General features: G+C 36.5%; 26 protein-coding genes. 10 read left to right on the top strand and 16 right to left on the bottom strand.

Annotated elements, in window-relative coordinates; all coding sequences use genetic code 11:
- Positions 1 to 51: 51 nt before the first annotated feature.
- The 4 genes from D7V20_RS15715 to ftsY form a co-directional block, all read right to left on the bottom strand.
- Positions 52 to 597: a GNAT family N-acetyltransferase gene (locus D7V20_RS15715; protein WP_120385044.1), complete on the bottom strand. Its 546-nt coding sequence runs from the start codon at positions 595 to 597 to the stop codon at positions 52 to 54.
- Between the two features lie 135 nt (positions 598 to 732).
- Complete coding sequence (locus D7V20_RS15710) at positions 733 to 1,383, bottom strand: YccT family protein (RefSeq protein ID WP_120385043.1); 651 nt, start codon at positions 1,381 to 1,383, stop codon at positions 733 to 735.
- A 178-nt stretch (positions 1,384 to 1,561) separates the two neighbouring features.
- A complete protein-coding gene (locus tag D7V20_RS15705) occupies positions 1,562 to 2,155 on the bottom strand; it encodes a nitroreductase family protein (RefSeq protein WP_120385042.1) in 594 nt (197 codons plus the stop codon).
- Positions 2,156 to 2,431: 276 nt separating this feature from the next.
- The gene (ftsY, locus tag D7V20_RS15700; RefSeq protein ID WP_120385041.1) at positions 2,432 to 3,541 is read right to left on the bottom strand and encodes a signal recognition particle-docking protein FtsY; all 1,110 of its coding nucleotides are present in this window, start codon (positions 3,539 to 3,541) and stop codon (positions 2,432 to 2,434) included.
- Between the two features lie 209 nt (positions 3,542 to 3,750).
- Between ftsY and D7V20_RS15695 the strand changes: the two genes are divergently transcribed.
- Both D7V20_RS15695 and D7V20_RS15690 read left to right on the top strand, forming a co-directional pair.
- Entirely contained in the window at positions 3,751 to 5,115 is a 1,365-nt protein-coding gene (locus D7V20_RS15695) for a M16 family metallopeptidase (protein ID WP_235831654.1), read from the top strand.
- Positions 5,116 to 5,125: 10 nt separating this feature from the next.
- On the top strand, positions 5,126 to 6,679 hold the full coding sequence (locus D7V20_RS15690; protein WP_407923978.1) for a M16 family metallopeptidase: 1,554 nt from the start codon (positions 5,126 to 5,128) through the stop codon (positions 6,677 to 6,679).
- 10 nt (positions 6,680 to 6,689) lie between these two features.
- On the opposite strand, the gene D7V20_RS15685 is transcribed toward D7V20_RS15690, so the two are convergent.
- Both D7V20_RS15685 and D7V20_RS15680 read right to left on the bottom strand, forming a co-directional pair.
- A complete protein-coding gene (locus D7V20_RS15685) occupies positions 6,690 to 7,016 on the bottom strand; it encodes a hypothetical protein (RefSeq protein WP_120385039.1) in 327 nt (108 codons plus the stop codon).
- A gap of 242 nt (positions 7,017 to 7,258) precedes the next feature.
- Positions 7,259 to 7,615 carry a hypothetical protein gene (locus D7V20_RS15680; RefSeq protein WP_120385038.1) on the bottom strand — a complete coding sequence of 119 codons (357 nt, stop codon included), beginning with the start codon at positions 7,613 to 7,615 and terminating at the stop codon, positions 7,259 to 7,261.
- Between the two features lie 221 nt (positions 7,616 to 7,836).
- On the opposite strand from D7V20_RS15680, the gene D7V20_RS15675 reads away from it, so the two are divergent.
- The 3 genes from D7V20_RS15675 (at position 7,837) to D7V20_RS15665 (ending at position 9,175) form a co-directional block, all read left to right on the top strand.
- Positions 7,837 to 8,070 (top strand): hypothetical protein, encoded by a 234-nt coding sequence (locus tag D7V20_RS15675; protein WP_120385037.1) that lies wholly within the window; start codon positions 7,837 to 7,839, stop codon positions 8,068 to 8,070.
- A gap of 156 nt (positions 8,071 to 8,226) precedes the next feature.
- Positions 8,227 to 8,604, top strand: a complete 378-nt coding sequence (locus tag D7V20_RS15670; RefSeq protein ID WP_120385036.1) for a DUF2750 domain-containing protein — start codon at positions 8,227 to 8,229, stop codon at positions 8,602 to 8,604.
- Positions 8,605 to 8,743: 139 nt separating this feature from the next.
- Entirely contained in the window at positions 8,744 to 9,175 is a 432-nt protein-coding gene (locus D7V20_RS15665) for a CBS domain-containing protein (RefSeq protein WP_120385035.1), read from the top strand.
- A gap of 69 nt (positions 9,176 to 9,244) precedes the next feature.
- On the opposite strand, the gene trpB is transcribed toward D7V20_RS15665, so the two are convergent.
- The 9 genes from trpB to D7V20_RS15620 form a co-directional block, all read right to left on the bottom strand.
- Positions 9,245 to 10,453, bottom strand: a complete 1,209-nt coding sequence (trpB, locus tag D7V20_RS15660; RefSeq protein WP_120385034.1) for a tryptophan synthase subunit beta — start codon at positions 10,451 to 10,453, stop codon at positions 9,245 to 9,247.
- Between the two features lie 87 nt (positions 10,454 to 10,540).
- Positions 10,541 to 11,728, bottom strand: coding sequence for a vWA domain-containing protein (locus tag D7V20_RS15655; RefSeq protein WP_120385033.1), 1,188 nt, complete (start codon positions 11,726 to 11,728; stop codon positions 10,541 to 10,543).
- 15 nt (positions 11,729 to 11,743) lie between these two features.
- Positions 11,744 to 12,595: an AAA family ATPase gene (locus tag D7V20_RS15650; protein WP_120385032.1), complete on the bottom strand. Its 852-nt coding sequence runs from the start codon at positions 12,593 to 12,595 to the stop codon at positions 11,744 to 11,746.
- A gap of 20 nt (positions 12,596 to 12,615) precedes the next feature.
- Positions 12,616 to 13,029, bottom strand: a complete 414-nt coding sequence (locus tag D7V20_RS15645; RefSeq protein WP_171407844.1) for a hypothetical protein — start codon at positions 13,027 to 13,029, stop codon at positions 12,616 to 12,618.
- Positions 13,022 to 13,327: a YcgL domain-containing protein gene (locus tag D7V20_RS15640; protein ID WP_120385030.1), complete on the bottom strand. Its 306-nt coding sequence runs from the start codon at positions 13,325 to 13,327 to the stop codon at positions 13,022 to 13,024. Before D7V20_RS15640 ends, D7V20_RS15645 begins: the two co-directional genes overlap by 8 nt.
- A 180-nt stretch (positions 13,328 to 13,507) precedes the next feature.
- Complete coding sequence (locus tag D7V20_RS15635; RefSeq protein WP_120385029.1) at positions 13,508 to 14,650, bottom strand: ribonuclease D; 1,143 nt, start codon at positions 14,648 to 14,650, stop codon at positions 13,508 to 13,510.
- Positions 14,651 to 15,001: 351 nt separating this feature from the next.
- The gene (gene recR / locus D7V20_RS15630; protein ID WP_010114604.1) at positions 15,002 to 15,598 is read right to left on the bottom strand and encodes a recombination mediator RecR; all 597 of its coding nucleotides are present in this window, start codon (positions 15,596 to 15,598) and stop codon (positions 15,002 to 15,004) included.
- Between the two features lie 10 nt (positions 15,599 to 15,608).
- Positions 15,609 to 15,938, bottom strand: a complete 330-nt coding sequence (locus D7V20_RS15625; protein WP_120385028.1) for a YbaB/EbfC family nucleoid-associated protein — start codon at positions 15,936 to 15,938, stop codon at positions 15,609 to 15,611.
- Between the two features lie 166 nt (positions 15,939 to 16,104).
- Positions 16,105 to 17,292, bottom strand: a complete 1,188-nt coding sequence (locus D7V20_RS15620; RefSeq protein ID WP_120385027.1) for an O-succinylhomoserine sulfhydrylase — start codon at positions 17,290 to 17,292, stop codon at positions 16,105 to 16,107.
- Between the two features lie 152 nt (positions 17,293 to 17,444).
- On the opposite strand from D7V20_RS15620, the gene D7V20_RS15615 reads away from it, so the two are divergent.
- The 5 genes from D7V20_RS15615 (at position 17,445) to D7V20_RS15595 (ending at position 21,496) form a co-directional block, all read left to right on the top strand.
- Positions 17,445 to 18,524 carry an alpha/beta fold hydrolase gene (locus tag D7V20_RS15615; RefSeq protein WP_235831653.1) on the top strand — a complete coding sequence of 360 codons (1,080 nt, stop codon included), beginning with the start codon at positions 17,445 to 17,447 and terminating at the stop codon, positions 18,522 to 18,524.
- Positions 18,525 to 18,540: 16 nt separating this feature from the next.
- The gene (locus D7V20_RS15610; protein ID WP_120385025.1) at positions 18,541 to 19,413 is read left to right on the top strand and encodes an NAD(P)-dependent oxidoreductase; all 873 of its coding nucleotides are present in this window, start codon (positions 18,541 to 18,543) and stop codon (positions 19,411 to 19,413) included.
- A gap of 81 nt (positions 19,414 to 19,494) precedes the next feature.
- Positions 19,495 to 19,764, top strand: a complete 270-nt coding sequence (locus D7V20_RS15605) for a YARHG domain-containing protein (protein WP_120385024.1) — start codon at positions 19,495 to 19,497, stop codon at positions 19,762 to 19,764.
- Between the two features lie 28 nt (positions 19,765 to 19,792).
- A complete protein-coding gene (locus D7V20_RS15600) occupies positions 19,793 to 20,209 on the top strand; it encodes an HIT family protein (protein ID WP_120385023.1) in 417 nt (138 codons plus the stop codon).
- A 222-nt stretch (positions 20,210 to 20,431) separates the two neighbouring features.
- Positions 20,432 to 21,496: a porin gene (locus D7V20_RS15595; RefSeq protein ID WP_120385022.1), complete on the top strand. Its 1,065-nt coding sequence runs from the start codon at positions 20,432 to 20,434 to the stop codon at positions 21,494 to 21,496.
- A gap of 240 nt (positions 21,497 to 21,736) precedes the next feature.
- On the opposite strand, the gene D7V20_RS15590 is transcribed toward D7V20_RS15595, so the two are convergent.
- Complete coding sequence (locus D7V20_RS15590) at positions 21,737 to 22,132, bottom strand: hypothetical protein (RefSeq protein WP_120385021.1); 396 nt, start codon at positions 22,130 to 22,132, stop codon at positions 21,737 to 21,739.
- Positions 22,133 to 22,399: the final 267 nt, after the last annotated feature.

Here is a 22,399-nt window from a genome sequence, read left to right as displayed (position 1 = left end):
ATGTAGCCATTATATTCAATTGCTCAAGAGACATATTTACTCCTTAACTAGTTAATCTACACATAAAACAATCGCTTTCCGCATCTCAATCAAATGTAAATCAACTATCGGTTTTCCAACGTCAGCATCTAAAGGATAATTATCTATCACACCCGTCTGTACATAGCCACGGCGCTCATAATACTCAATCAATTCAGTTCGCACACTCAATACCCACATTACAAAATCATTTAAATGTTGATGTTCTAATCGTATTTGTTGCCTTACATAATTTTCAGCAAAGTCTAGAACCTGTTTGCCTATGCCTTGATTTTGAAAATGTGGTGCGATGCAAAATGTCCCTATTTCTACATCGTACAAATTAAACGTTAAGCCAATACAAGCCACTATTTGCTCATCCTGTAAAGCAATCCACAACTGAAAGTGATCTTGAAATAATGCATGTTCTAGCTGTGAGGCATTGATACGTTGTCCTGAGACAATTTCAGCTTCACTGGTCCAACTATTGCCGTGTTGTTGGCGATATGCGGAGTTAATAAGATCCACAAGCTTTGTAATATCTGTACTTTGTGCAAATCTAAATTTTAAAGGCTTCATTTCATTTGTTTTTCTATATTTTCATTAGCACAAATATACCAACATTAGAAAATCAAAACATTACGTGTATCAACATTTATTAGCGACAAAAAAGACCACACTGTGGTCTTCAATAAATCTTGGTTAATAACTAAATTACTGCTCAGCCAACCAGGTCATAAACTTTTGACGTTCTGCCTTAGATGCTTTCTGCCACATTTGAATCAATTGCTGATCTGTTGAATTTGTAGATACGGGTTGTACAGTGGCCGTTTGCGCTGTTGTATTTACAGTTGCATATACTGCTGCTGGTTGATTGCTCGGTGCTTTATTACGCGAAGTCAAATCCACAACCTTTCCAAAAATACCTGTACTTAACCATGGTTTTTGCTCATTATTGGCCCCTGTTTGCTGAACCAATAATTGATTCTTGCGATCATAGATTGCCACTGTAGGCTGCTCTGCATACTTTTTGGCATCATCAAAACTTTTAGGCGCATTAACCAAAGCCAGTTTATAAGTTTGACCATCCTTCAAATCAGGTGCTTTAATCGTCACCACACCCGATTTTAAAATGTCATGTTCACCATTTAAATGCTCAAAATACTGTTGATAACGCACGCTTAAATCTACAGTGCCCGCATCAACTTTATATTCGTTATTTTTTGAGCGGAATAATCCTGTATTCACTTCTTGATCATTCACCGCAAGTAACACAATTTCCTCAGGTGCAGAAATCGTCACTGCTGCAAAAACTGATCCACTTAGCATTAAACCTAATGCAACAACGCCATATTTAAATGCCATGTTGTTCTACTCTTTTGTCAAAAAACTGTAAAATTTAAAGCACTATGCAATGTCGTGATGACAGTTTTATGACAAATAACTGTTTGATGGCTTTTGTTACTTCATCTTGGTTAAGATATAAAAAAAGAGCACCGAAGTGCTCTTTAATCTGCTTTGAAAAATTTATTTAAATAAACAATTAGTTAAACGTTTTAAAACGTGTTGCATCATCAATAAATGTTTTTTCACCAGCAGGTGCTTCAATTGAACCAAATACTAACTGTGCACGAAGTTTCCAATCTGCTGGGATACCAAACACTTCAGCAACTTCTTCATCTACAATCGGATTATAATGCTGTAATGAAGCACCAATACCCGCTTCTGACAAAGCTGTCCACGTTGCAAATTGTGCAATCGCAGTAGAATGTTCAGCCCACACTGGGAAGTTATCTGCATACAAAGCAAACTGTTCTTGTAAACCTTTGATCACAGCCATATCTTCATAAAACAATACTGAGCCTGCACCTGCAATAAAACTGTTAATTTTGGCATTTGTACCTTCAAATGCTTCAGCAGGAACAATTTTACGCAAAGTTTCTAAAACAATAGTCCAAAACTTAACATGTGAATCACCAAATAAAATCACTGCACGTGAAGATTGTGAGTTAAATGATGATGGACTTTGTTTTACTGCTTCTTTGATGATTTCTTCTATTTTAGCTTGATCTAAGCTGACATTTCTACCAATCGCATAAATGGTACGGCGTTGTTTAATTTGATTTAAAAATGACATGGTTGTAATCCTTCGCTGACCATTTTGGTCGTGTTCTTTAAGATGTTCACAGTTTAGGAGATCTCAAAGCCTCTCGTCAGCCTTAAATCAATAACAATGTGTTCTATTTTTAGAACAATTATAGATTTAGCAAGTCTAAATACCAATATTCATTATTTTTACGAATGAACTAAGAAGGATACAGAAATATTCATCATGCAAAATTTCCATAAAAAATAGGTCATTTATTCAATGACCTATTTATAAAAACTGATTCACAAAGATAAATTTCTAAGATTATTTATCAGTTTCAAATAATGCAGCAACAAATGCTTTGGCAGAGAATGGACGTAAATCATCAATTTTCTCACCCACACCAATAAAGCGAATGGGTACATGAGTACGGCTAGCAATATTAAACAACACACCACCTTTGGCAGTACCATCCAGTTTGGTAATGGTCAGACCTGTCAAACCAACAGCTTCATCAAAAGTCTCAACTTGATTAATCGCGTTTTGCCCTGTACCTGCATCAACAACCAACATAATCTCATGCGGTGCTGTTGCATCAATCTTTTGCATGACACGTTTAACTTTGGTCAACTCTTGCATCAAATTACTTTTGTTATGCAAACGCCCTGCTGTATCTGCAATCAGTACATCGACACCTTTGGCGCGTGCGCTTTCAAATGCATCAAAAATAACCGAAGCACTATCTGCTCCATGACCTTGCGCCACAACGGCAATATTATTTCGTTCGCCCCAAATTTGAAGCTGTTCTGTCGCAGCAGCACGGAAAGTATCCCCCGCAGCAAGCATGACTTTCTTACCTTCACCTTGCAAGCGTTTCGCTAACTTACCAATGGTCGTGGTTTTACCCACACCATTCACGCCGACCACTAAAATCACAAATGGATTTTTATTTGGGTCAATATGTAAAGGCTTTACACGTGGCGCTAGCAAAGCAACCAATTCTTCTTGCAATGCTTTATATAGTGAATGTGAATAGATTAAATCACCACGTGCTGTACGTTCAGTCAAATTTGCAATAATTGTTTTGGTTGCATCGACACCAATATCAGCAACTAAAAGTTGTTCTTCAACTTCTTCTAACAGCTCATCATCAATTTCTTTACCACCGATCAAAATATTAACCATACCATCTGCAAAGTTCTTGCGAGATTTGGTTAAACCTTCTTTCATTCGGCTAAAGAAACCGCCTTTGCTTGATTCTACAACTTGAGTAGCTTGTTCTGTGGTATTTACAGGTTCTTGGGTAGGAGTTGGAGCGGCTTCTATTTTATTATTTTCAATAATAGGCACATCAACGGCTGGTAAACTAGGTAAAGTGACATCGTCATCCCCGATATCCGCATCAATCAAGAATTTATTTTGCTGTTCTTGCATGCCGATTCCTTGAAAAGCATAGCGTTAAAAAAGAAAGAGTTTAGCATAAATTACACTGATTTTAGCGTTTTACTGGCTTTAAAGTACTCGAACCAAAATGCAACATGAAACACTTGCTTTAAATGGTTAATTTTTTGAGAATAGTTATAAATTTTAAAAGAATATCTAGGCGATTTGTGCGTATTTTCAAAGCTAAATTCATCAGACCTATGCAACAAAATAAAACCTTTATTCGCTCTATTCTATTTGCATCGTTCAGTATTTGGACGAGCCAGATATATGCTGAAACACAGAGTCAATTGGCAAGAAGCACCTTTGAGACTACATTAAAAAATGGTTTAAAAGTCATCATTCGAGAAGATCATCGTTCGCCAATTGTCATGACACAAATTTGGTATGGGGTTGGTAGCAGCGATGAGTCTGGCAATGTACTCGGCATTTCTCATGTACTTGAACATATGATGTTTAAAGGCACGCAAAAAGTTCCTAATAATGAATTCACTCGTCTAAGCCGATTGTATGGCGGACAAACCAATGCCACAACCTATAATAATTACACCAATTACTATCAACTTTATCCTAAAAAGTATTTTCCATTAGCATTGGAATTAGAAGCAGATCGAATGAAAAATCTTGTATTGAAACAACAAGATTTTGAACCTGAAATCAAAGTTGTGATGGAGGAAAGACGGCAAAGAACAGATGACAATCCTCGAAATTTAGCATATGAGCGCTTTAAATGGATTGCTTATCCAACCAGTCACCATCGGCAACCTGTGATTGGCTTTATGAAGAATTTGAAAAATATTCAAGTAGATGACTTAAAACATTGGTATCAAACTTGGTACACCCCCAATAATGCAACATTGGTGATTGTTGGTGATGTCAATGCCGAACAAGCTTTAAAACAAGTTGAAAAATATTTTGCAGTACTTCCTAAACAAGAACTCCCTGACCGTAATGATGTACTTGAGTTTGATCGAGTGGGTTATCGCCATATGGAAATCGAACTTCCAGTCCAAGTCCCAAATTTGTTTATGGCTTGGAACGTTCGTTCTATTGCGACAGCAAAAAATCCACAGGATGCCTATGCTTTAACCATTATCCAATCATTATTGGATGGCAGTATTTCTGCACGACTCCAAGACCGCTTAGTTCGAGATAAAAGGGTTTTAACTGCAATTAGTGTGAGTTATGAACCTTATAATCGCGGTGATAGCTTATTTATGATTTCAGCATTACCCAGTGAAGGTGTGTCTTTGGATGAAGCAAAAACTGCAATAGAAAAAGAAATGAATTTATTTAAAACTGAATTGGTCAATCAAACTGAACTTGATCGCGTTAAAAACAACTTTATTTCAAATCTAATCTATAGCCAAGATGATATTGGTGGACAAGCCAATATGATCGGTAAACTTGAGGTGAATGGCTTAAGTTTTCGCCTTATTGATGAATTACCTAAACATTACGACACTGTCACACCACAAGACTTACAACGTATTGCCAATATTTACTTCGTCAAAGAAAACCTCAGTAGTTTGTATTTGACGCCAGAAACGCCAAAAGATAAATAGGATGATGACAATGCGTTTATTCACAATATCCTTAAAAAAACCATTATTTTTACTCAGTATTTTGTTATGTCCCACGCTAAACCATGCCGAGACAACACCTAATCAACATGAAGACACTTTAACACCGCAGTCTGAAACACATTTAAAAGCCATTTCTGCATTACAAAGCCTCAAAAACCTAGGTGAACAACAACACTATCAGGCGCCATTTGTACAAGATTTACAAAATAACCAAAATGTCCGAACACTATTTGTCGCTGCACAAGATTTGCCCATCGTAGATATTCAACTCACCTTTAACGCGGGTTCAGCGCAAGATGAAACCCTTGGTAAAGGGTTATTTGGCATGTCAAATATGGCTGCAAAACTGATTACAGAAGGTACAGAACAATATTCTGCCAAAGAAATTGTCTCAACATTTGAAGGTCTTGGTGCTCAGTTTAATGTCAATGCTTATCGAGATATGTTTATCGTTAAGCTACGGGTATTGTCTGATCCTGAGAAACTTAACCCTGCCATCAACATGATGTTGCATGTACTCAACCATTCTCAATTCAAAGCATCGGGTTTAAATCTTGCGCTCAATAATACCAAAGTGGGGCAAAAACAACTCCAAGAAAACCCAAGCCGACTGATGGGCATAAAATTTTATCGCGCTTTATATGGACAACATCCATATGCAGAACCAACAGTAGGGACCAATGGGAGTATTCAAAAAATTACTCCTGAACTGTTACGCTCGTTTCGGGATAAATTACTCGTTGCACAAAATATGAATATTGCGATTACTGGCAATTTAACCAATACTGAAGCGACACACATTTCAAACTTAATCAGTCAAAATCTGACTCAAGGTCAACCAGCAGCTGCGCTTCTGGAACCGCAAGATCAAAAAGATTTTAATATTCAATATATTCCATACAACTCAACCCAAGCCCATGTAACAATGGGTCACTTGGCTATCAAACGTAATGATCCTGATCGAATCGCCTTAGAAGTTGCAAACCAGATGTTTGGCGGCAATGGCTTTAATTCTGTACTGATGAAAGAGTTACGAGTAAAACGTGGTTATACCTACGGCGCTTATAGCACACTGACATCAACAGCAGCACGAGGTTTGTTTAGTTTAAGCTATGCAACAGAACAAAATCAGTTGATGGACAGTATTCGTGTGAGCCACCAAGCATTAAATGATTTTATTAAAAAACCAATTTCGAACAAACAACTTGAAGAAACAAAAGAAGGAATGCTGCGCTCTTTCCCCATGACATTCAGTTCAAATGCCAATATTAATGCACAAATCGCAGCAATTGGTTTCTATCAACTTCCAGCAGATTATCTCACTCAATATCAAAAACAGCTGAGTGAAATAACACCACAGCAATTACAACATGCCATTCAAAAGCATTTACACGCTGACCGTCTCACTTTCGTGATTGTTGCAAATCAGTTAGATGAAAAAGCTTTAAAAAATATGTTAAATAACAACATAAAATCAGCTCAAATCATCCAACCAGACACGCCTAATTTGATCATTAAAACCACACTTAGACCTTCCAAATAAAGTGAACTTTTTATTCAGGATCAGCTATATCTACAGCAGGATATTTTTTAACATGACTATTTTCAAAATGATAAGCGCGTAATAATCGTAGATATTCTATTCTTTTAATGCTCTCTTGATGTTGCAATTGAACTGCTATTTTTTGAGTTTTAGGGCATGTTGCTTGTTTTGAATATTGTGTCACCAAACGATATTGTTCAGCATTAATTGGTCGAAGCAAAGCCAAAGCCGCAACAATCAAAATGATAGAAATCATACTGATAACGCAATAATTCAAGATATTTTCCATCGGAAATGAAGAATATAATTTTTGAAAATAAGCTTTGAATTTGCGCATGAACTACCTCTAACTCTCGATAGTTTAATCATCCTTTACAGAAAAATATAGCGCTTTCTTAGCGTTGCATTGCATAACATTTTCAGACAGCTCAGTTTTGTTTGATGAAATACACAGTTAGTTTCTAACTTTTTAATCATTGTGCTACAAATGTGCTGAAAATTGAGTTTACATAGAAAAAACCTTATTCACATAAAATTGAATAAGGTTTTTGATTTAGAAATTTTTCAATTGAATCCCAACTAAATCACCGCTCTCAAAAATGCGAAATATAAAATAACCGCAATAATGATCAGCACAATACTCACAGCAAATACCCCGACCCCACTTTCTGCATGCGCAGGATGTAAATCATCATCGTCTGCAAGTCTTCTTAATTCACCATCATATATACGATAAAACCCCGCTTTTTGCGTTGGATTCAAATCTTTGGTATAATCGTAAACGCGTTTTCGTTGTGCCAAACAATAGTCACCAAGATGTATTTCTTGATGATAAATTGCTTCGTCCAACTGTTTACGATGATACTGAGCTAATTCAACGATTTGAGATTCAGCTGGAGGTACATCAAAAGTAAATCCATCTATTACATTTGTCATGTTGTTCTCCCTTTGTCATAATTCTCATATTAATTTTAATAAATATTATTTCTGATTAATGTTTAATCATGTAATCAAACCTTCGTCAAGTACCTTTTGCGATTTACTTGACAAGTAAAGTAAATTGTAATATTAGTTTAATAAAGTTAAGTTAGATTAGTTAAGTGTAGGTTCCATTGGGGAGCCGAGTTAAAGATCATAATTACAATAAGGAGTTATATATGATTCATCAAATCTCTCATCAAGACTTAGAACATGTTTATGCAAATGCAGTTAATACAATTCAATGTGAAATGAACTTTGTAGATGCGGTAAAAGCATTAGAAGATGCAGCAAAAGCAGGACATGGTAAAGCAGCAATGTTTCTTGCAGAACTTTATTTCCAAGGTTTCCGCGTAGAACGAGATTCACTTAAAGCGCAGTACTGGCAAAAGATGGCCACACTGCAAGCATAATTAAACGTCACCTCGGTGGCGTTTTTTAATCCCTGTTTTTTAATGATTTATTTTCAGACTGATTTTAATAAATTCTTACGATTCAATACAAAGTGTACGCTGTTCTCAACTGAATTTCCTTTAGAATGGTGAGTGCACTAGACACGATCATTAATCATGAAAAAATATATTCATCTTCAACCTATCTCTAATGAGTTGTTTCTTAAAATTTCAATTTTAAAATCATTAATGTATTGCGGCGTATTGTGGGGCTTGTACCATGAAGGCTGGGCGATGAAGTCTGATCAGAATGAAGTCTTCTTTCCCTTTTGGCTCAATTCAGTACAAGCATTTCAGTATGCAAAAATTCATTGGCCACATTATACCCCGCGAAAAATCACCCCCAAAGATTTTGAAGAATCATTGCTACCGACTTTAAAGCGTCTCAATGTTAAGCCTGCATTGTTTAATTCATCATCACGTAAATTTAAACTTTCAACAACTCAGATGCATCATTTCTTTTTTAACAACAATATTCAATTTCAAGCTGTTTAATTTCAAAACAATTTCGGCGTTTTAAAACCACTGTAAAGTTTTATTGTTATATTTTTGACTGCAAAGTATTTGCAATCTTTGAAAATACAGTTAAGTTAAAAGGATGCAACATAAGCATCAATGAAAAGGAAGAATAATTATGACGACAGTAGCACAAGTGATTCAAGACAAAGCTGGACAAGAAATTCATACCATTTCACCAAATGCCACTGTATTAGCAGCCATTACGCTGATGGCAAATAAAGGGATTGGTGCGCTGGTTGTCACTCAAGATTCGAAAGTCGTTGGAATTTTATCTGAACGTGATTACACCCGTAAAATCGCCTTGATGCAACGTACTTCGGACCATACCACTGTTGCAGAAATTATGACACCTAAAGTCATTTCAGTGATGCCAAGTCATACGGTAGAAGAGTGTTTAAACCTGATGACCGATGGTCATTTGCGTCATTTACCTGTGATGGAGGGTGACAAACTGGTTGGATTTATCTCTATTGGCGATTTGGTTAAAGCCACCATGGAAGATCAAAGAAAACTGATTGAACAATTACAACAATATATTTCAGGTTAATTTTAAATAGACTGTCGTATCGGTATTTTAACATGGCTTAAAATACCGATTTAATGGGTGGCTATTGAATTAATTTAAACCCAATTTTCCTGCGACATAATCAGCATCTTTATCACCACGGCCTGATAAATTCACAACAATTTTAATGTCTTTGTCCATTTTAGGTGCTTCACGAATTGCCCAAGCCACAGCATGTGAACTCTCTAATGCAGGAACAATTCCCTCCACACGAGACAATGTTATAAAAGCATCCAAACATTCTTGATCTGTTGCTGTTGAATATTCAACACGTCCAATGTCTTTCAAGAAGCTATGTTGAGGACCAACACCTGGGTAGTCCAATCCTGAAGCAATAGAATGTACTGGCAATGGTTCACCCTGCTCATTTTCAAGAACGTAACATGCCATACCATGAATTTGACTTGGTTTGCCCAGTGTTAATGTCGCAGAATGCATATCTGTATTCAAACCATGTCCTGCTGGCTCTACCCCAACCAACTTGACAGCATCATCATTTAGAAATGCTGTGAATGCCCCAATCGCATTTGAACCACCACCGACACAGGCCACAACATAATCAGGTTGAGCACCAAAACGATCTTGGGCTTGAACTTTGATTTCATTGCCAATAATCGACTGAAAATCACGTACCATTTTAGGGAAAGGATGTGGGCCGACAACTGAACCAATCGCATAAATATAATTTTCAGGATCTTTTAAATACTCTTCAAATGCACTATCTACGGCATCTTTTAGTGTTGCAGTACCTTGTGTTACCGCAACTAATTTTGCGCCCAAAATCTTCATTTTCACGACATTTGGGTGCTCTTTTTCAATATCTACCTGCCCCATATGAATTTCACAAGGAATACCGACTAAGGCACATGCTGTTGCCAAAGCCACGCCATGCTGACCCGCACCAGTTTCAGCAATGACCTTAGTTTTTCCCATATATTTAGCAAGTAAAGCCTCACCTAAACAATGGTTAATTTTATGAGCACCAGTGTGATTTAGATCTTCACGTTTCAGATAAATCTGCGCACCGCCCAACTGATCTGAAAGCCGTTTTGCATAAAACAAAGGACTTGGACGGCCGACATAATGCGTAAATAAGTCTGCTAATTCATTTTGAAATGCAGGCGTCTTGCGAATCTCTTCATAAGCAGTATTAATTTCATCCATAGCCTGTTTTAAATGAGGAGGAATAAACTGACCACCATATTCACCAAAAAATCCGTCTTCATTCGGTAGAGCAACACCATTGATATGATGATTCATTTCATTCCCTCATTTAAAAATTGCAGGTTGAATTCTAATGTGATTCAACTCAGCTTTTGACTAATTTAATACCTATTATTTGCTTATTTAACGAGATAAATACTTGGTCATATCCTCAATACCTTTTAAGGTCATTGGAAACATGTGATCGTCAAATATTTGCTTAATCATATTAATGGTTTGCGTATAGTGCCAGTATCCCTGTTCTTCAGGATTTAACCATGCTGTTTTTTCAAAATGATTGCGTAAGCGACGTAACCATACATCGCCTGCCTCATCATTCATATATTCAACAGAGCCACCGACTGACTTTAACTCATAAGGTGCCATACTTGCATCACCAACCACAATAACACGATAGTCTTTACCATAGGTATTGAATAAATCCCACGTGTTCATACGTGTCGAAGAACGTCGATGATTGTCTTTCCAAACATAGTCATATAAACAGTTATGAAAATAAAAATATTCTAAAGTCTTAAACTCTGTTTTTGCAGCACTAAACAGTTTTTCACATTGTGCAATATGAGAATCCATAGACCCTCCCACATCAAACAACATCAAAACTTTAATACGATTACGACGCTCAGGCACCATTTGAACATCTAAAATACCCTGCTTGGCCGTTTCATAGATTGTGCCTTTGATATCTAACTCTTCAGCCGCACCTTGACGAGCAAACTTACGCAAACGACGCAAAGCCATTTGCATTTGGCGTGTACCTAAAATTTGCTCATCGTCTAGGTTTTGATATTTACGTTGTTCCCAAACCTTTACAGCAGAATTTTTACGGCTTGGGCCACCAATCCGGACACCTTCAGGATGATCGCCAAAAGCACCAAACGGAGACGTTCCGCCAGTACCTACCATTCGATTTCCACCTTGATGTTTTTTATGTTGTTCACGCAAGCGCTCTTCCAACATTTTCATCAATTCTTCAAGCGAACCCGCTTTCTGTAATTCAGCACGTTGCTCGGGAGTTAAATGCTTTTCAAGAAGTTCTAAATCAAACCAATCTTTTGGTAGCTTTTGAACTTTATTCAGCAAGTCATCTATATCAAAAGTATGAATACCTTCAAAATAATCTTTCATGGCACGGTCAAACTTGTCAAAGAATCTTTCATCTTTGACCATTACCGTTTTCACCAATTCATAAAAATCATCTTGATCAGCAAAAATTAAACCTTGACTGATTGCTTGATTTAAATCAATCAGTTCACGTGTCGAAACAGGTACACCGTATTTTCTCAGGGTATAAAACAATCGCACAAACATGTTGCGATCCCCCTATTAACGACGTGACATAAAGGCTAAGCGCTCAAGCAATTGTACATCTTGCTCATTTTTGATGAGTGCGCCATACAGCGGTGGAATCGCTTTTGATTTGTCATGGTTACGCAATACGTCTTCAGGCAGATCATCTGCCATAAGTAAACTTAACCAATCAATCAATTCTGAAGTTGATGGTGGTTTTTTCAAACCTGGAACTTGACGTAATTTAAAGAATACTTGTAAAGCTTCTGAAACCAAAGTCCCTGAGATATGAGGAAAATGTACTGCGATAATTTCACGCATGGTTGCTTCATCAGGGAATTCAATATAATGGAAGAAACAACGACGCAAGAATGCATCTGGAAGCTCTTTTTCGTTATTTGAAGTAATGATCACGATCGGACGTTGTGTCGCTGTAATCGTTTCATCTGTTTCATACACAAAGAAAGACATTTTGTCTAACTCATGCAACAAATCATTAGGAAATTCGATGTCTGCTTTATCAATTTCATCAATCAATAATACACAACGTTCTTCACTGGTAAACGCTTCCCACAGTTTACCTGGCTTGATATAGTTTTTAATATCATAAACACGATCGTCACCAAGCTGGCTATCACGTAAACGTGAAACTGCATCATACTCATACAAGCCTTGCTGTGCTTTAGTGGTCGATTTAATGTGCCAAGTGATGAGCTTTAAGCCTAGACTTTCTGCAACTTGTTCTGCAAGCAAGGTTTTCCCTGTACCCGGCTCACCTTTCACCAATAATGGCTTTTGTAATGCACGAGCTGCTTTTACAGCAAGTTTTAAACTATCAGTCGCAATATATTGCTCTGTACCTGTGAATTGTTGTGAATCAACAGACATAAATAACCTTTATTTTTTATTTAAAGTGGTGAAATATTTTTTGCTACAGTGCTTTGTTTTGTACTTTTATTGGCTGTGTATTTAGACCAACAGAATCCAACAATCAAACCAACACCTATGACAAATACAATCAATGCAAGATTTGACCAAATTAAAGGAGAATCTTTGGTTAAAACACCAAATAACAATCCAAAAATCGCAGGTGCAACTTCGGAATTAGGTCCTTCAGAAATTGTTGGGGTTGCAATAATTGCAAATAGAATGATCCATGTAATACCGCCAAGTGGTGAAGGTAAACGTTTTGCAATCGAATACCAACACCATAAAATCAAAACTGTCCCAAGAACATAGACTGAGATCGCAATATTATCTTCTGGTATAGAATCAAATAGGTGTAAGAAATTTGCCCATATTCCTGATAACTGTTCAAGCACCACGTAGTCCCTCTGGTTCAACCGCATTTGGGTTAATTAAGCCCTCTGGCGGCATTTGAATAAAGAAGCCTTTTGTGTTTAATGAATCTAAAACATGTAACACATTGACACGTGCCAATTTTTTATTTTCATTTAATTCAAGATGCATGACATGGGTTGCACGACCAAAAGCAGCACGTAAAGGTTCAGACAAGACCGCTAAAGGATCGGCATTTTCATCTTCATTTGGATGATTTGGACGAGCCACATAAAGATACATTTCATCTTTTTTGCTCGATTTATAAATATCACAATGCATTTTAAACAACAGCTTCAATAAAACTCATATCACAGCATACATGAAAAAAACGACAGATACAGTATCGAAAACTAACGCATCAGTCGTTATTTATGATCAATTGTTAAATATTTGATCATCCTGAAATTTCTATTCTTAAATAAAATCTTTCTAAAAAATTCGTGATCAATAATTTATAAATTAATCATTTACCTTCATTTGCGTACTTAAATAATTCAGATCATTACGTAACATACGAATTAATGGCTGTGTTAATAAATCATAACGCCAACCCAATAAATACCGCGGTAAATCCTGTTCATCACCATTAAATACCACATGATGATAGAGTGCATTTAGCCATTTTTTGCGCATAAGCACTTCTTTCGGAACTTGTGTCTCTAAAGAGATTTTTGAAATCAGTTCATCTACTTCGAGTGTTACACCTTTTGATGAATGCTTAATAGGACGCGCAATACGCAACGGCCATTCATCTACTTCAGGCAAGAACTTCAATAAATCTAGAATCGTTTTACCATGTTCTCGTACAATATTTGGTCGAATACCTTTCACATGAGACAATTGGAAATTATTCTTAGGATTCATTTCAACCAAATCGATCATGGTCGAACTTTTAAGAATAAAGCTTCGTGGTTGATTCAGTGCCTTTACCATTTCTTCACGCCAAACACTCAATTGCTGCAATTGCATCAACTGTTTACGTGAATGTCGATAATTGCCAATATCTGTATAAAGCTTTTCTTTAGGAGTCTCTAAAGCAATTTCAAAAGTTAAATTTTGACAATCTTCAATGACTTGCTGATACAAATTTTTCTCAGCTAATTCTGTCTTTACCTTTTCTGCCAAATGCATAATATATAACACATCATTGGCGGCATAATTCATTTGCTCATTGGTCAGCGGGCGTGCCAGCCAATCTGAACGCGTCTGATCTTTATCAATATCAATATCGAGGATCAATTTTAATGCATTTTGATAACTCACTTGCAAGCCATGCCCAAGGAAGGACAATCCAACTTGTGTATCAAATACATTTGCTAAATTTTTCTTATCTGAATAATGATAAATGAGGTCAATATCTTCACCGCATGCATGGAAAATATTCTGTCTTGCCTGAAAAAGTTTGTTCCAAAAATTGTGTAAATCTAAAGTTGTACCGTCGAGTAGAAACACTTGACCATTGACATTGATTTGAAACACACCGAGTTTAGGCCAAAGCGTATCGACTTTTATAAATTCAGTGTCTAGGCCATAAGTCGAGGTGTGTTGCATCAAATCCAACACATTTTCGAGTTCAGCCTGTTGATTGATAAATTGAAACATGTCAGCTTGTGTCAAAATGTTACATTTAAATAAAATATGATTTTACCTGAATATATAAAATTTAAATATAAGATTTTTCAACTAATTCTCCATAAATACCTTATTTTTCAACAAAATTAACATTGTATCGCCAATTTATATATAGTTTTTACAACTTACTAAAATAAAAAAATTTTATAAAAATGATGAATATAAACATTTCTTAAATTGCATTTTTGAGTCTACATAAAACTTTTGAACAAATGTAAATATTTTTAAATAAAAAAGGATTTGTTCATCATTTCAGGCCAATTGCATTATCGCAAACCCATCTGAAAGATCAACAAACCCTTTAGTCGTACTCTTGGCTTGTTATTTCATACGCATTCGATTATGTACAGCTTGACTAAGCGTATGGCTATCTACATATTCCAACTCACCACCCTGCGGCACCCCTTGGGCAATACGGGTCATTTGTAAAGACAAATGCTTAGTCGCTTCAACCAAATAATGTGCTGTCGCTTGCCCTTCCACTGTGGCATTGGTTGCTAAAATCACTTCTGTAATTTTACCATCGCTCAAGCGTTGAACAAGATATGGAATACCAATCTCTTCAGGCCCGATGCCATCTAAAGGAGACAAATGCCCACCAAGGACATGATATTTACCTCTAAAACTACCACTTTGCTCAATTGCCATCACATCTGCTGGTGATTCAACCACACAAAGCAACTGATCATCACGATCATTTGAGCAACAAATATCACAAACTTCATTTTCAGTCAGTGAGTGACAAAGACTACATTCATGGATATAGGAAGTCGCTTCATTCAGCGCATGCGCCAAACCAATCGCTCCTTCCTTATTTTTCATAATCAAATGTAGTGCCATGCGCTGAGCCGACTTTGGCCCAACACTGGGTAAGATTCGCAAGGCTTGTACAAGCTGATCAAAACGGTCGCTAAACACCTGTTAATCCTTAAAACAAACCTGATAGACCTGGTGGTAATCCCATGCCAGCGTTTGCTTCTTTCATTTTTGCTTCAGAAATTACTTCTGCTTGACGTGCCGCATCATTCATTGCAGCAGCAATCAAATCTTCGATCATGTCTGGATCGTCTTGTAATAAATCTGGGCTAATTTCGATACGCTTAACCACGTTACGGCAAGTCATGGTAACTTTCACCAAACCACCACCTGCTTCTGCTTGAACTTCAGTTTGCGCAAGTTGTTCCTTTGCCTTTTTAACATTGGCTTCCATGTCTTTTTGCATGCGTTGAGCTTGCTGCATCAACATATTAATATTCATAAAATTCTCCGAACAAAATCCTAATTTGGCAGATATTGTAATCTAGGTTTAAAACAAAAACGATGTAAACCTAGCTCAATTCTTCAATAATGCTTAGGGTTTGTTGATCATTCGTCTATATTTGCGATTATGAAATGTCAACAAGCCCTATATACAGACCAACTGATTAAAGCAAATCTAAACCATGCGAAAGGTCACGAATAATATCATCGATATTTTCTAAACCAACAGATACTCGAATTAAACCTTCTTCAATTCCCGCAGCCTGTTTTGCTTCAGCTGACATTCTACCGTGTGAAGTCGTCGCAGGATGGGTAATTGTCGATTTCACATCACCCAAGTTACTGGTAATCGATAAGAAACGTGTATGGTCAATCACCGTCCAAGCACCTTGACGAGCACCTTTTACCACAAAGGAAACAACACCACCAAAACCTGATTGTTGTCTTTTTGCCAACTCATGTCCTGGATGATGTGGTAAACCCGCATAATAAACTTTTTCAACTTTTTCATGTTGATCCAGCCATTCTGCTAATTTTTGTGCACTTTCACAATGTGCTTTCATGCGCAAACTTAAAGTTTCTAGACCTTTTAAAAAAACCCAAGCATTAAAAGGACTCATTGAATTACCTAGGGTACGGATGACACCATTGATTTCTTCAACCAGTTTATTTTTACCAACAACAGCACCGCCCAATGCACGACCTTGGCCGTCGATATATTTTGTTGATGAATACACAATTAAGTCAGCACCAAATTTGATGGGTTGCTGTAGTACAGGTGTACAAAAGGTATTATCAACTGCAAATAAGGCACCATGCGCATGCGCAATATCGGCAATCGCCTGCATATCGCCCACTTGAGCCAATGGATTAGACGGTGTTTCAATAAACAATAAACGTGTATTCGGACGAATCGCTTGCTTCCAAGCATCTAAATCTTCCAAATCAACAAATGTTACGTCGACAGCAAATTTAACAACGTATTTTTCGAATAAAGAAATAATTGAGCCAAAGACTGCACGTGAACATATCACATGATCACCAGCTTTAAGATATGCCATACATAAAGCATGCACTGCTGCCATACCTGAACTGGTTGCCACTGCTCGTTCTGCACCATCTAAAATTGCAAGGCGTTTTTCAAAAGCTTGTACCGTTGGATTGGTATAACGTGAATATGTATTTCCTTCAATTTCGCCTGAAAATTTAGCCGCGGCATCAGCAGCATTTTCACAAACAAAAGATGAGGTCAGGAAAATTGGTTCACTATGCTCACCCTCAAAACTACGATTATGACCTGTGCGAATTGCTAGCGTATCCAATTGGTATTCGATATCGTCTTGTTGGCTCATTTCAACTACTCAGTTCTAAAACTGCCTTTGTAAAATATTGCCAACATTTTGAGCGCGCGATGTATTTAAGGTCAAGGTATAATCTAAAATTATCACTTACACTTCGGATATTCTGTACAAAAATGAGACAAAAAGCGCTTATGGCACACATTATGACGAAGTTCCAAGAACGAAGATCAAAATTAAAAAACTTATCTACTCGTATTTTCAATGGTCAGTCATTGGTGTTATCTCAAAGTACGCCCTATGAAATTATTGCACAACATCATCAAACTAAAATTCGATACTATGCTGCCGCTGAAAGAAAGTTCAAAGAACCACTTGTTTTTACAGCCCCACTTGCCATCAATATGGCGATTTATGACTTATATCCTTACAGATCTTTGGTGAAGTATTTTTCAGAACAAGGTTTTGATGTCTATTTACTCGATTGGGGTAAGCTTAATTACAATGACCATTATCTAAATTTTCTAAATTTTATTGATGGATCAATTCCCTACTGTATCAATAAAATCCGTGAACATGCTAAAAGTGATCAAATTTCACTGCATGGTTGGAGCATGGCTGGTATTTTTGTACTGCTTTATACTGCCTTTAAGCAACCAAACTATGTCAAAAACTTAATTGTTTTAGGTAGCCCTATAGACAGTTATGCTTCTGGCGGTATTGGTAAACTTTATGAAAAAATTAACAATCTCATCCTTAAAAGTCCTAAATTACAAAATGCACTCTATAAAGGTGGGCTTCCTAAAAAACTCATTCACACACCAGGTATTTTAAATTCGATTGGATTTAAAATTCTAGATCCTAAAGGCTGGTATCAGGGTCATAAACAATTACTACTCAATCTAGATGATGAGCAATTGCTGCAAGAACATGCAACACTTGGCAACTTTCTTAACCATATGATCGATTACCCTGGCGGTATAAACCAAGATATGTTGTTCAATGTGTGGTTACAAAACCCATTAAAAGATGGTGCTATTCAACTCAGTAAACATAAAATTGAACTTAAAAATATCGATTGTTCTTTAATGGTTGGTGCTGGAAAAGGCGATCAAATGGTTACTGCTGATTCAGTTAAGCCATTAATCGAATTGACAAATAGTAGTGATGTCACGTTTACTCTTATTCCTGGTGGACATTTAGGCTTGATGTCGAGTCAAAAAAGCGCTGATGAATTTTGGCCTACACTCGCCCAATGGTTAGCACAACGATCGATAAAAATTTAAAACTTTAAGGAATATTATGAATACCTCAGTTGCATTTATAGGCTTAGGCGCAATGGGTTACCGCATGGCGGCTCATTTACCAAAACAGTTCGATACGGTTTATGTCTGGAATCGAAATTTTGACAAAGCTAAACAACATGCAACTGAATACAAGACTCAAGCCGTAGAATTACAACAAGCTGTTCAAGCCGATATCATCTTTTCATGCTTACCAACCAGTCAGGATGTTGAGGATCTAATCCAAACACTTGAAATTAAATCTGGCGCAATTTGGGTTGATTGTACCAGTGGTGTTCCTGAATCTGCACGAAAACTATCACAACAACTGGCTGAAAAGAATGTTAAATTTTTAGATGCTCCCGTGAGTGGACAAACCATTGGTGCAGAAAATGCAACACTAACCTTTATGGTGGGTGGAGAAAAATCTGCGTTTGATCAGGCTTTTGCCACCATGCAAGTGATGGGAAAGCTGATTAAACATGTTGGGGACTCAGGTGCTGGTTTTGCTGTAAAAGCAGTGAATAACATGATGATGGCTGTACATTTATGTGCCGCAGCAGAAGGTTTTACCACGCTTAAAGCACATGGCGTAAACTTGAATGAAGCGCTAGATTGCATCAATGCATCAAGTGGCAAAAGTGGTGTAACCGAAGCCGTTTTACCTCAACGTGTTTTTAATCGTAGTTTCCCTTTAACTTTTGCACTGCCTTTATTAGCTAAAGATACAGGAATTGCTGTTGATTTAATTCGTGAAGCTAAACTTTCTGCGCCCGTTATTGGATTAACTCAAAGCTTAATTCAAACAGCCAATAACTTAGCTGAACCCAATAGCGATTTCTCAACTGCAATAAAAATGTACGAATTATGGAATAAAATTACATTGGATTAATTTTTCGCCATTGAATAACCACAATCAATCCTTATAATCTAATAAAGTGACAAACTGAAATGTCAAATTTGAGGCCATCTCATGAATAAGTCTGTAATTGCAATACTTTCTACTTTATCCATTTTTGTAGGTTCTCAAGTTTTTGCCAATGATAATGTGCAAGAATGTAAGAAACTACAAGATGATTACAATGTGATCTATGCATCAAAAGGCTTCTGTTTTAAAGATCCTGAAGCAAAAGCAAAGTATGGTAATGACAATTGTTATACCAGTAAGCCTAAATTTTCCGAAAAAGAACAACTACGCCTTGACTCTATCAAGGAACGTCAGAAAGAATTGAATTGTAAATAATAGCTTTCATTAATTTAAGGAAAATACCATGGCTTATGATGATCAAAATATTTTTGCACGAATTTTACGTGGAGAGCTTCCTGCGATAAAAGTGTATGAAGATGATCAAGTTCTTGCATTTATGGATATCATGCCTCAAGCCGACGGTCATACACTCGTAATTCCAAAAACACCAGCAATTACTTTGTTAGATTTAGATCCAGATGCTGCAGCATATACAATAAAAATCGTTCAGAAAATTGCGCAAGCGATTGAAACAGGTTTAGACGCTCAAGGTATTGTATTAATGCAGCTTTCTGGCGCGTCTGCTGGGCAAACTGTACCTCATGTGCACTTTCACCTCATTCCAACTTCTGTGCACGAATTAGGTCGTCATGCAGCACAAATGGGTGATCAAGAAAAGATTAAAAGCTTTGCTGAAAAAATTAAAGCAGCGCTGAGTTAATAAAAAATCTTTTTTAGAATCAATGAGGCTCATGTAGCCTCATTTTTTATTTAAAAACAAAATCAAGTTTCTTACGTCATCAAACTGTCATTTATTCTTCACCTACATGTAACAAAATTTGTTGATACTGCATGCAAGTTAGTAAGCAATGAACATCTCAACACTTACTGAATAAAAAAAGCAACGGCAAATGCCTATTGAACATGTTTTGGAGAAATCTCAATGAAAAAAGTGCTACTCGCTGCAGCAATCGCCACTATTAGTTTAAACGCAGCTCAAGCAGCGCCTACATTGTATGGTAAGCTCAATGTATCTTTAAACCAAGTAGACAATGTAAATGCTACTGGTAACAATGAAACTCAATTAAATTCAAATGCTTCACGTATTGGGGTTAAAGGCGAAGAAAAATTAACAGAGAATGTTGGCGTTGTTTATCTAGCAGAGTTTGGTTTTGCAACAGATGGCTCAGGTTCTGATGCAGAGTGGAGCGCGCGCAACCGCTTTTTGGGTCTTAAATTCAATAAAGTAGGTACATTAAAAGCGGGTAAATATGATTCATATTTCAAAACTTCTGCTGGAAAATATCAAGATATTTTCAATGATGACACAAACCTTGATATCACTAAAACAATGTATGGTGAAGAACGTCTAAATAACGTCATTGGTTTTGAAACAGATAAAAACCTATTAATTCCTGGTTTACAATTTAACTTCCAAGCACAAACTGGTGAATCTAGCAGCACTGACCCGAAAGCGGGTGAAACAGGTGATGATAATAAACGTGATAGCCTTGACTCATTCTCAACATCTTTAACATATGAAAATAAAGATATTGGTTTAGCGACAGGCATCGCAGGTAACTTCGGTGTACAAGGTGCTTATAATGCACTTGATGGCAAAAAATACTACTCAGATGCGATTCGTGTTACTGGCTCTTTAGACCTTACACCAGCTGGAGCGGAAGGTTTAGTCTTCGGTGCGCTTTATCAACAAGCTGAACCTACAGATGACGTAGTTGCATACAAAGATTTAAAAGAAAAAGCATGGTTAGTTTCAGGAACGTACAGCATTCCAAGTACGCCATGGGCTGTAAAAGCGCAATATCAATCAGCTAAAACTGATTGGGCAAACAATGATCGTAAAATTGATCAATACGGCTTAGGTGTTGATTATAACTTCAACAAGCAAGCACGTTTTTACGGTGTAGTAGCGCAGCAAAAACGTGATTGGTATGTAGATAACGATAAGAAAACTGTGTTTGGTCTAGGTATGGAATATAACTTCTAATCCAGCTTAAAAAGTAAATAGTTTTAGAATAAACCGAGTTAATAATTAACTCGGTTTTTTTGAAGATAATTTTGAAACAATAACTACATACAAACTCAAATAACCGTTAATGATTTATTAAAAATAAAAGCAAATTTAGTCATTGAGAGCAGATATTTTTAGCAAAATGATATAGCTTACTTATCTATTTGAAATAATAATAACAATAGATAAAATATTTAGAATCATTATTCTAGACCATTACCCTTTAATCTTTTTACGAATTTCCTTTCGCCACTTTGATGCATTGGTCTGTTGGCGATTGAGTAAAACCCCCATCATATAGGTTGTAATGGCAGCACCAATTAAGGCTATTCCACTTTCATATGCAATATCAACAATAAACTCATTGATCCATGCCGACTCAAAAGCCAATACTTTAGAATACTTAAAAAATTTTGATAACACCACGATCAGAATACCAATTAATGCCCCTCCCCAAAGAAACATTTTATGAATATTTACTGGCGCTGTTACTTCCTCAATTTGCTCAGGATGTTCACGATAATATTCAATTTCCTCAGCAGTAACTTCCTGAGAATTCTTGAAAAACAACTTAACAAACAAAGTATCTCGATCAATTTTAGGTTTATTCATTACTACAACTTTCTCTATATTTTTCTATTATTGGTAATCAATCATATATGCCAAAAATCATTTTATCCAAATTTTTTTCTAATCATAAATTAAGTATCATGACAATAATAGCAATAAGGGCCTTGATAAAAATCACGAAACATCGTTATCACTTCTAAATTTTAGAAAATATAAATTCTATGTATAAATATTGCTTTGAAATAATTATTTTCCGACTGGTTTAGAAACAAAATCATGCATTTATAGTCAATAAACTGATGACATTAT

Origin of the sequence: Acinetobacter rongchengensis (genome assembly GCF_003611475.1) — a bacterium.
In the GTDB taxonomy this organism is placed as follows: domain Bacteria; phylum Pseudomonadota; class Gammaproteobacteria; order Pseudomonadales; family Moraxellaceae; genus Acinetobacter; species Acinetobacter rongchengensis.
This window is presented reverse-complemented; position numbering and strand designations above follow the sequence as displayed.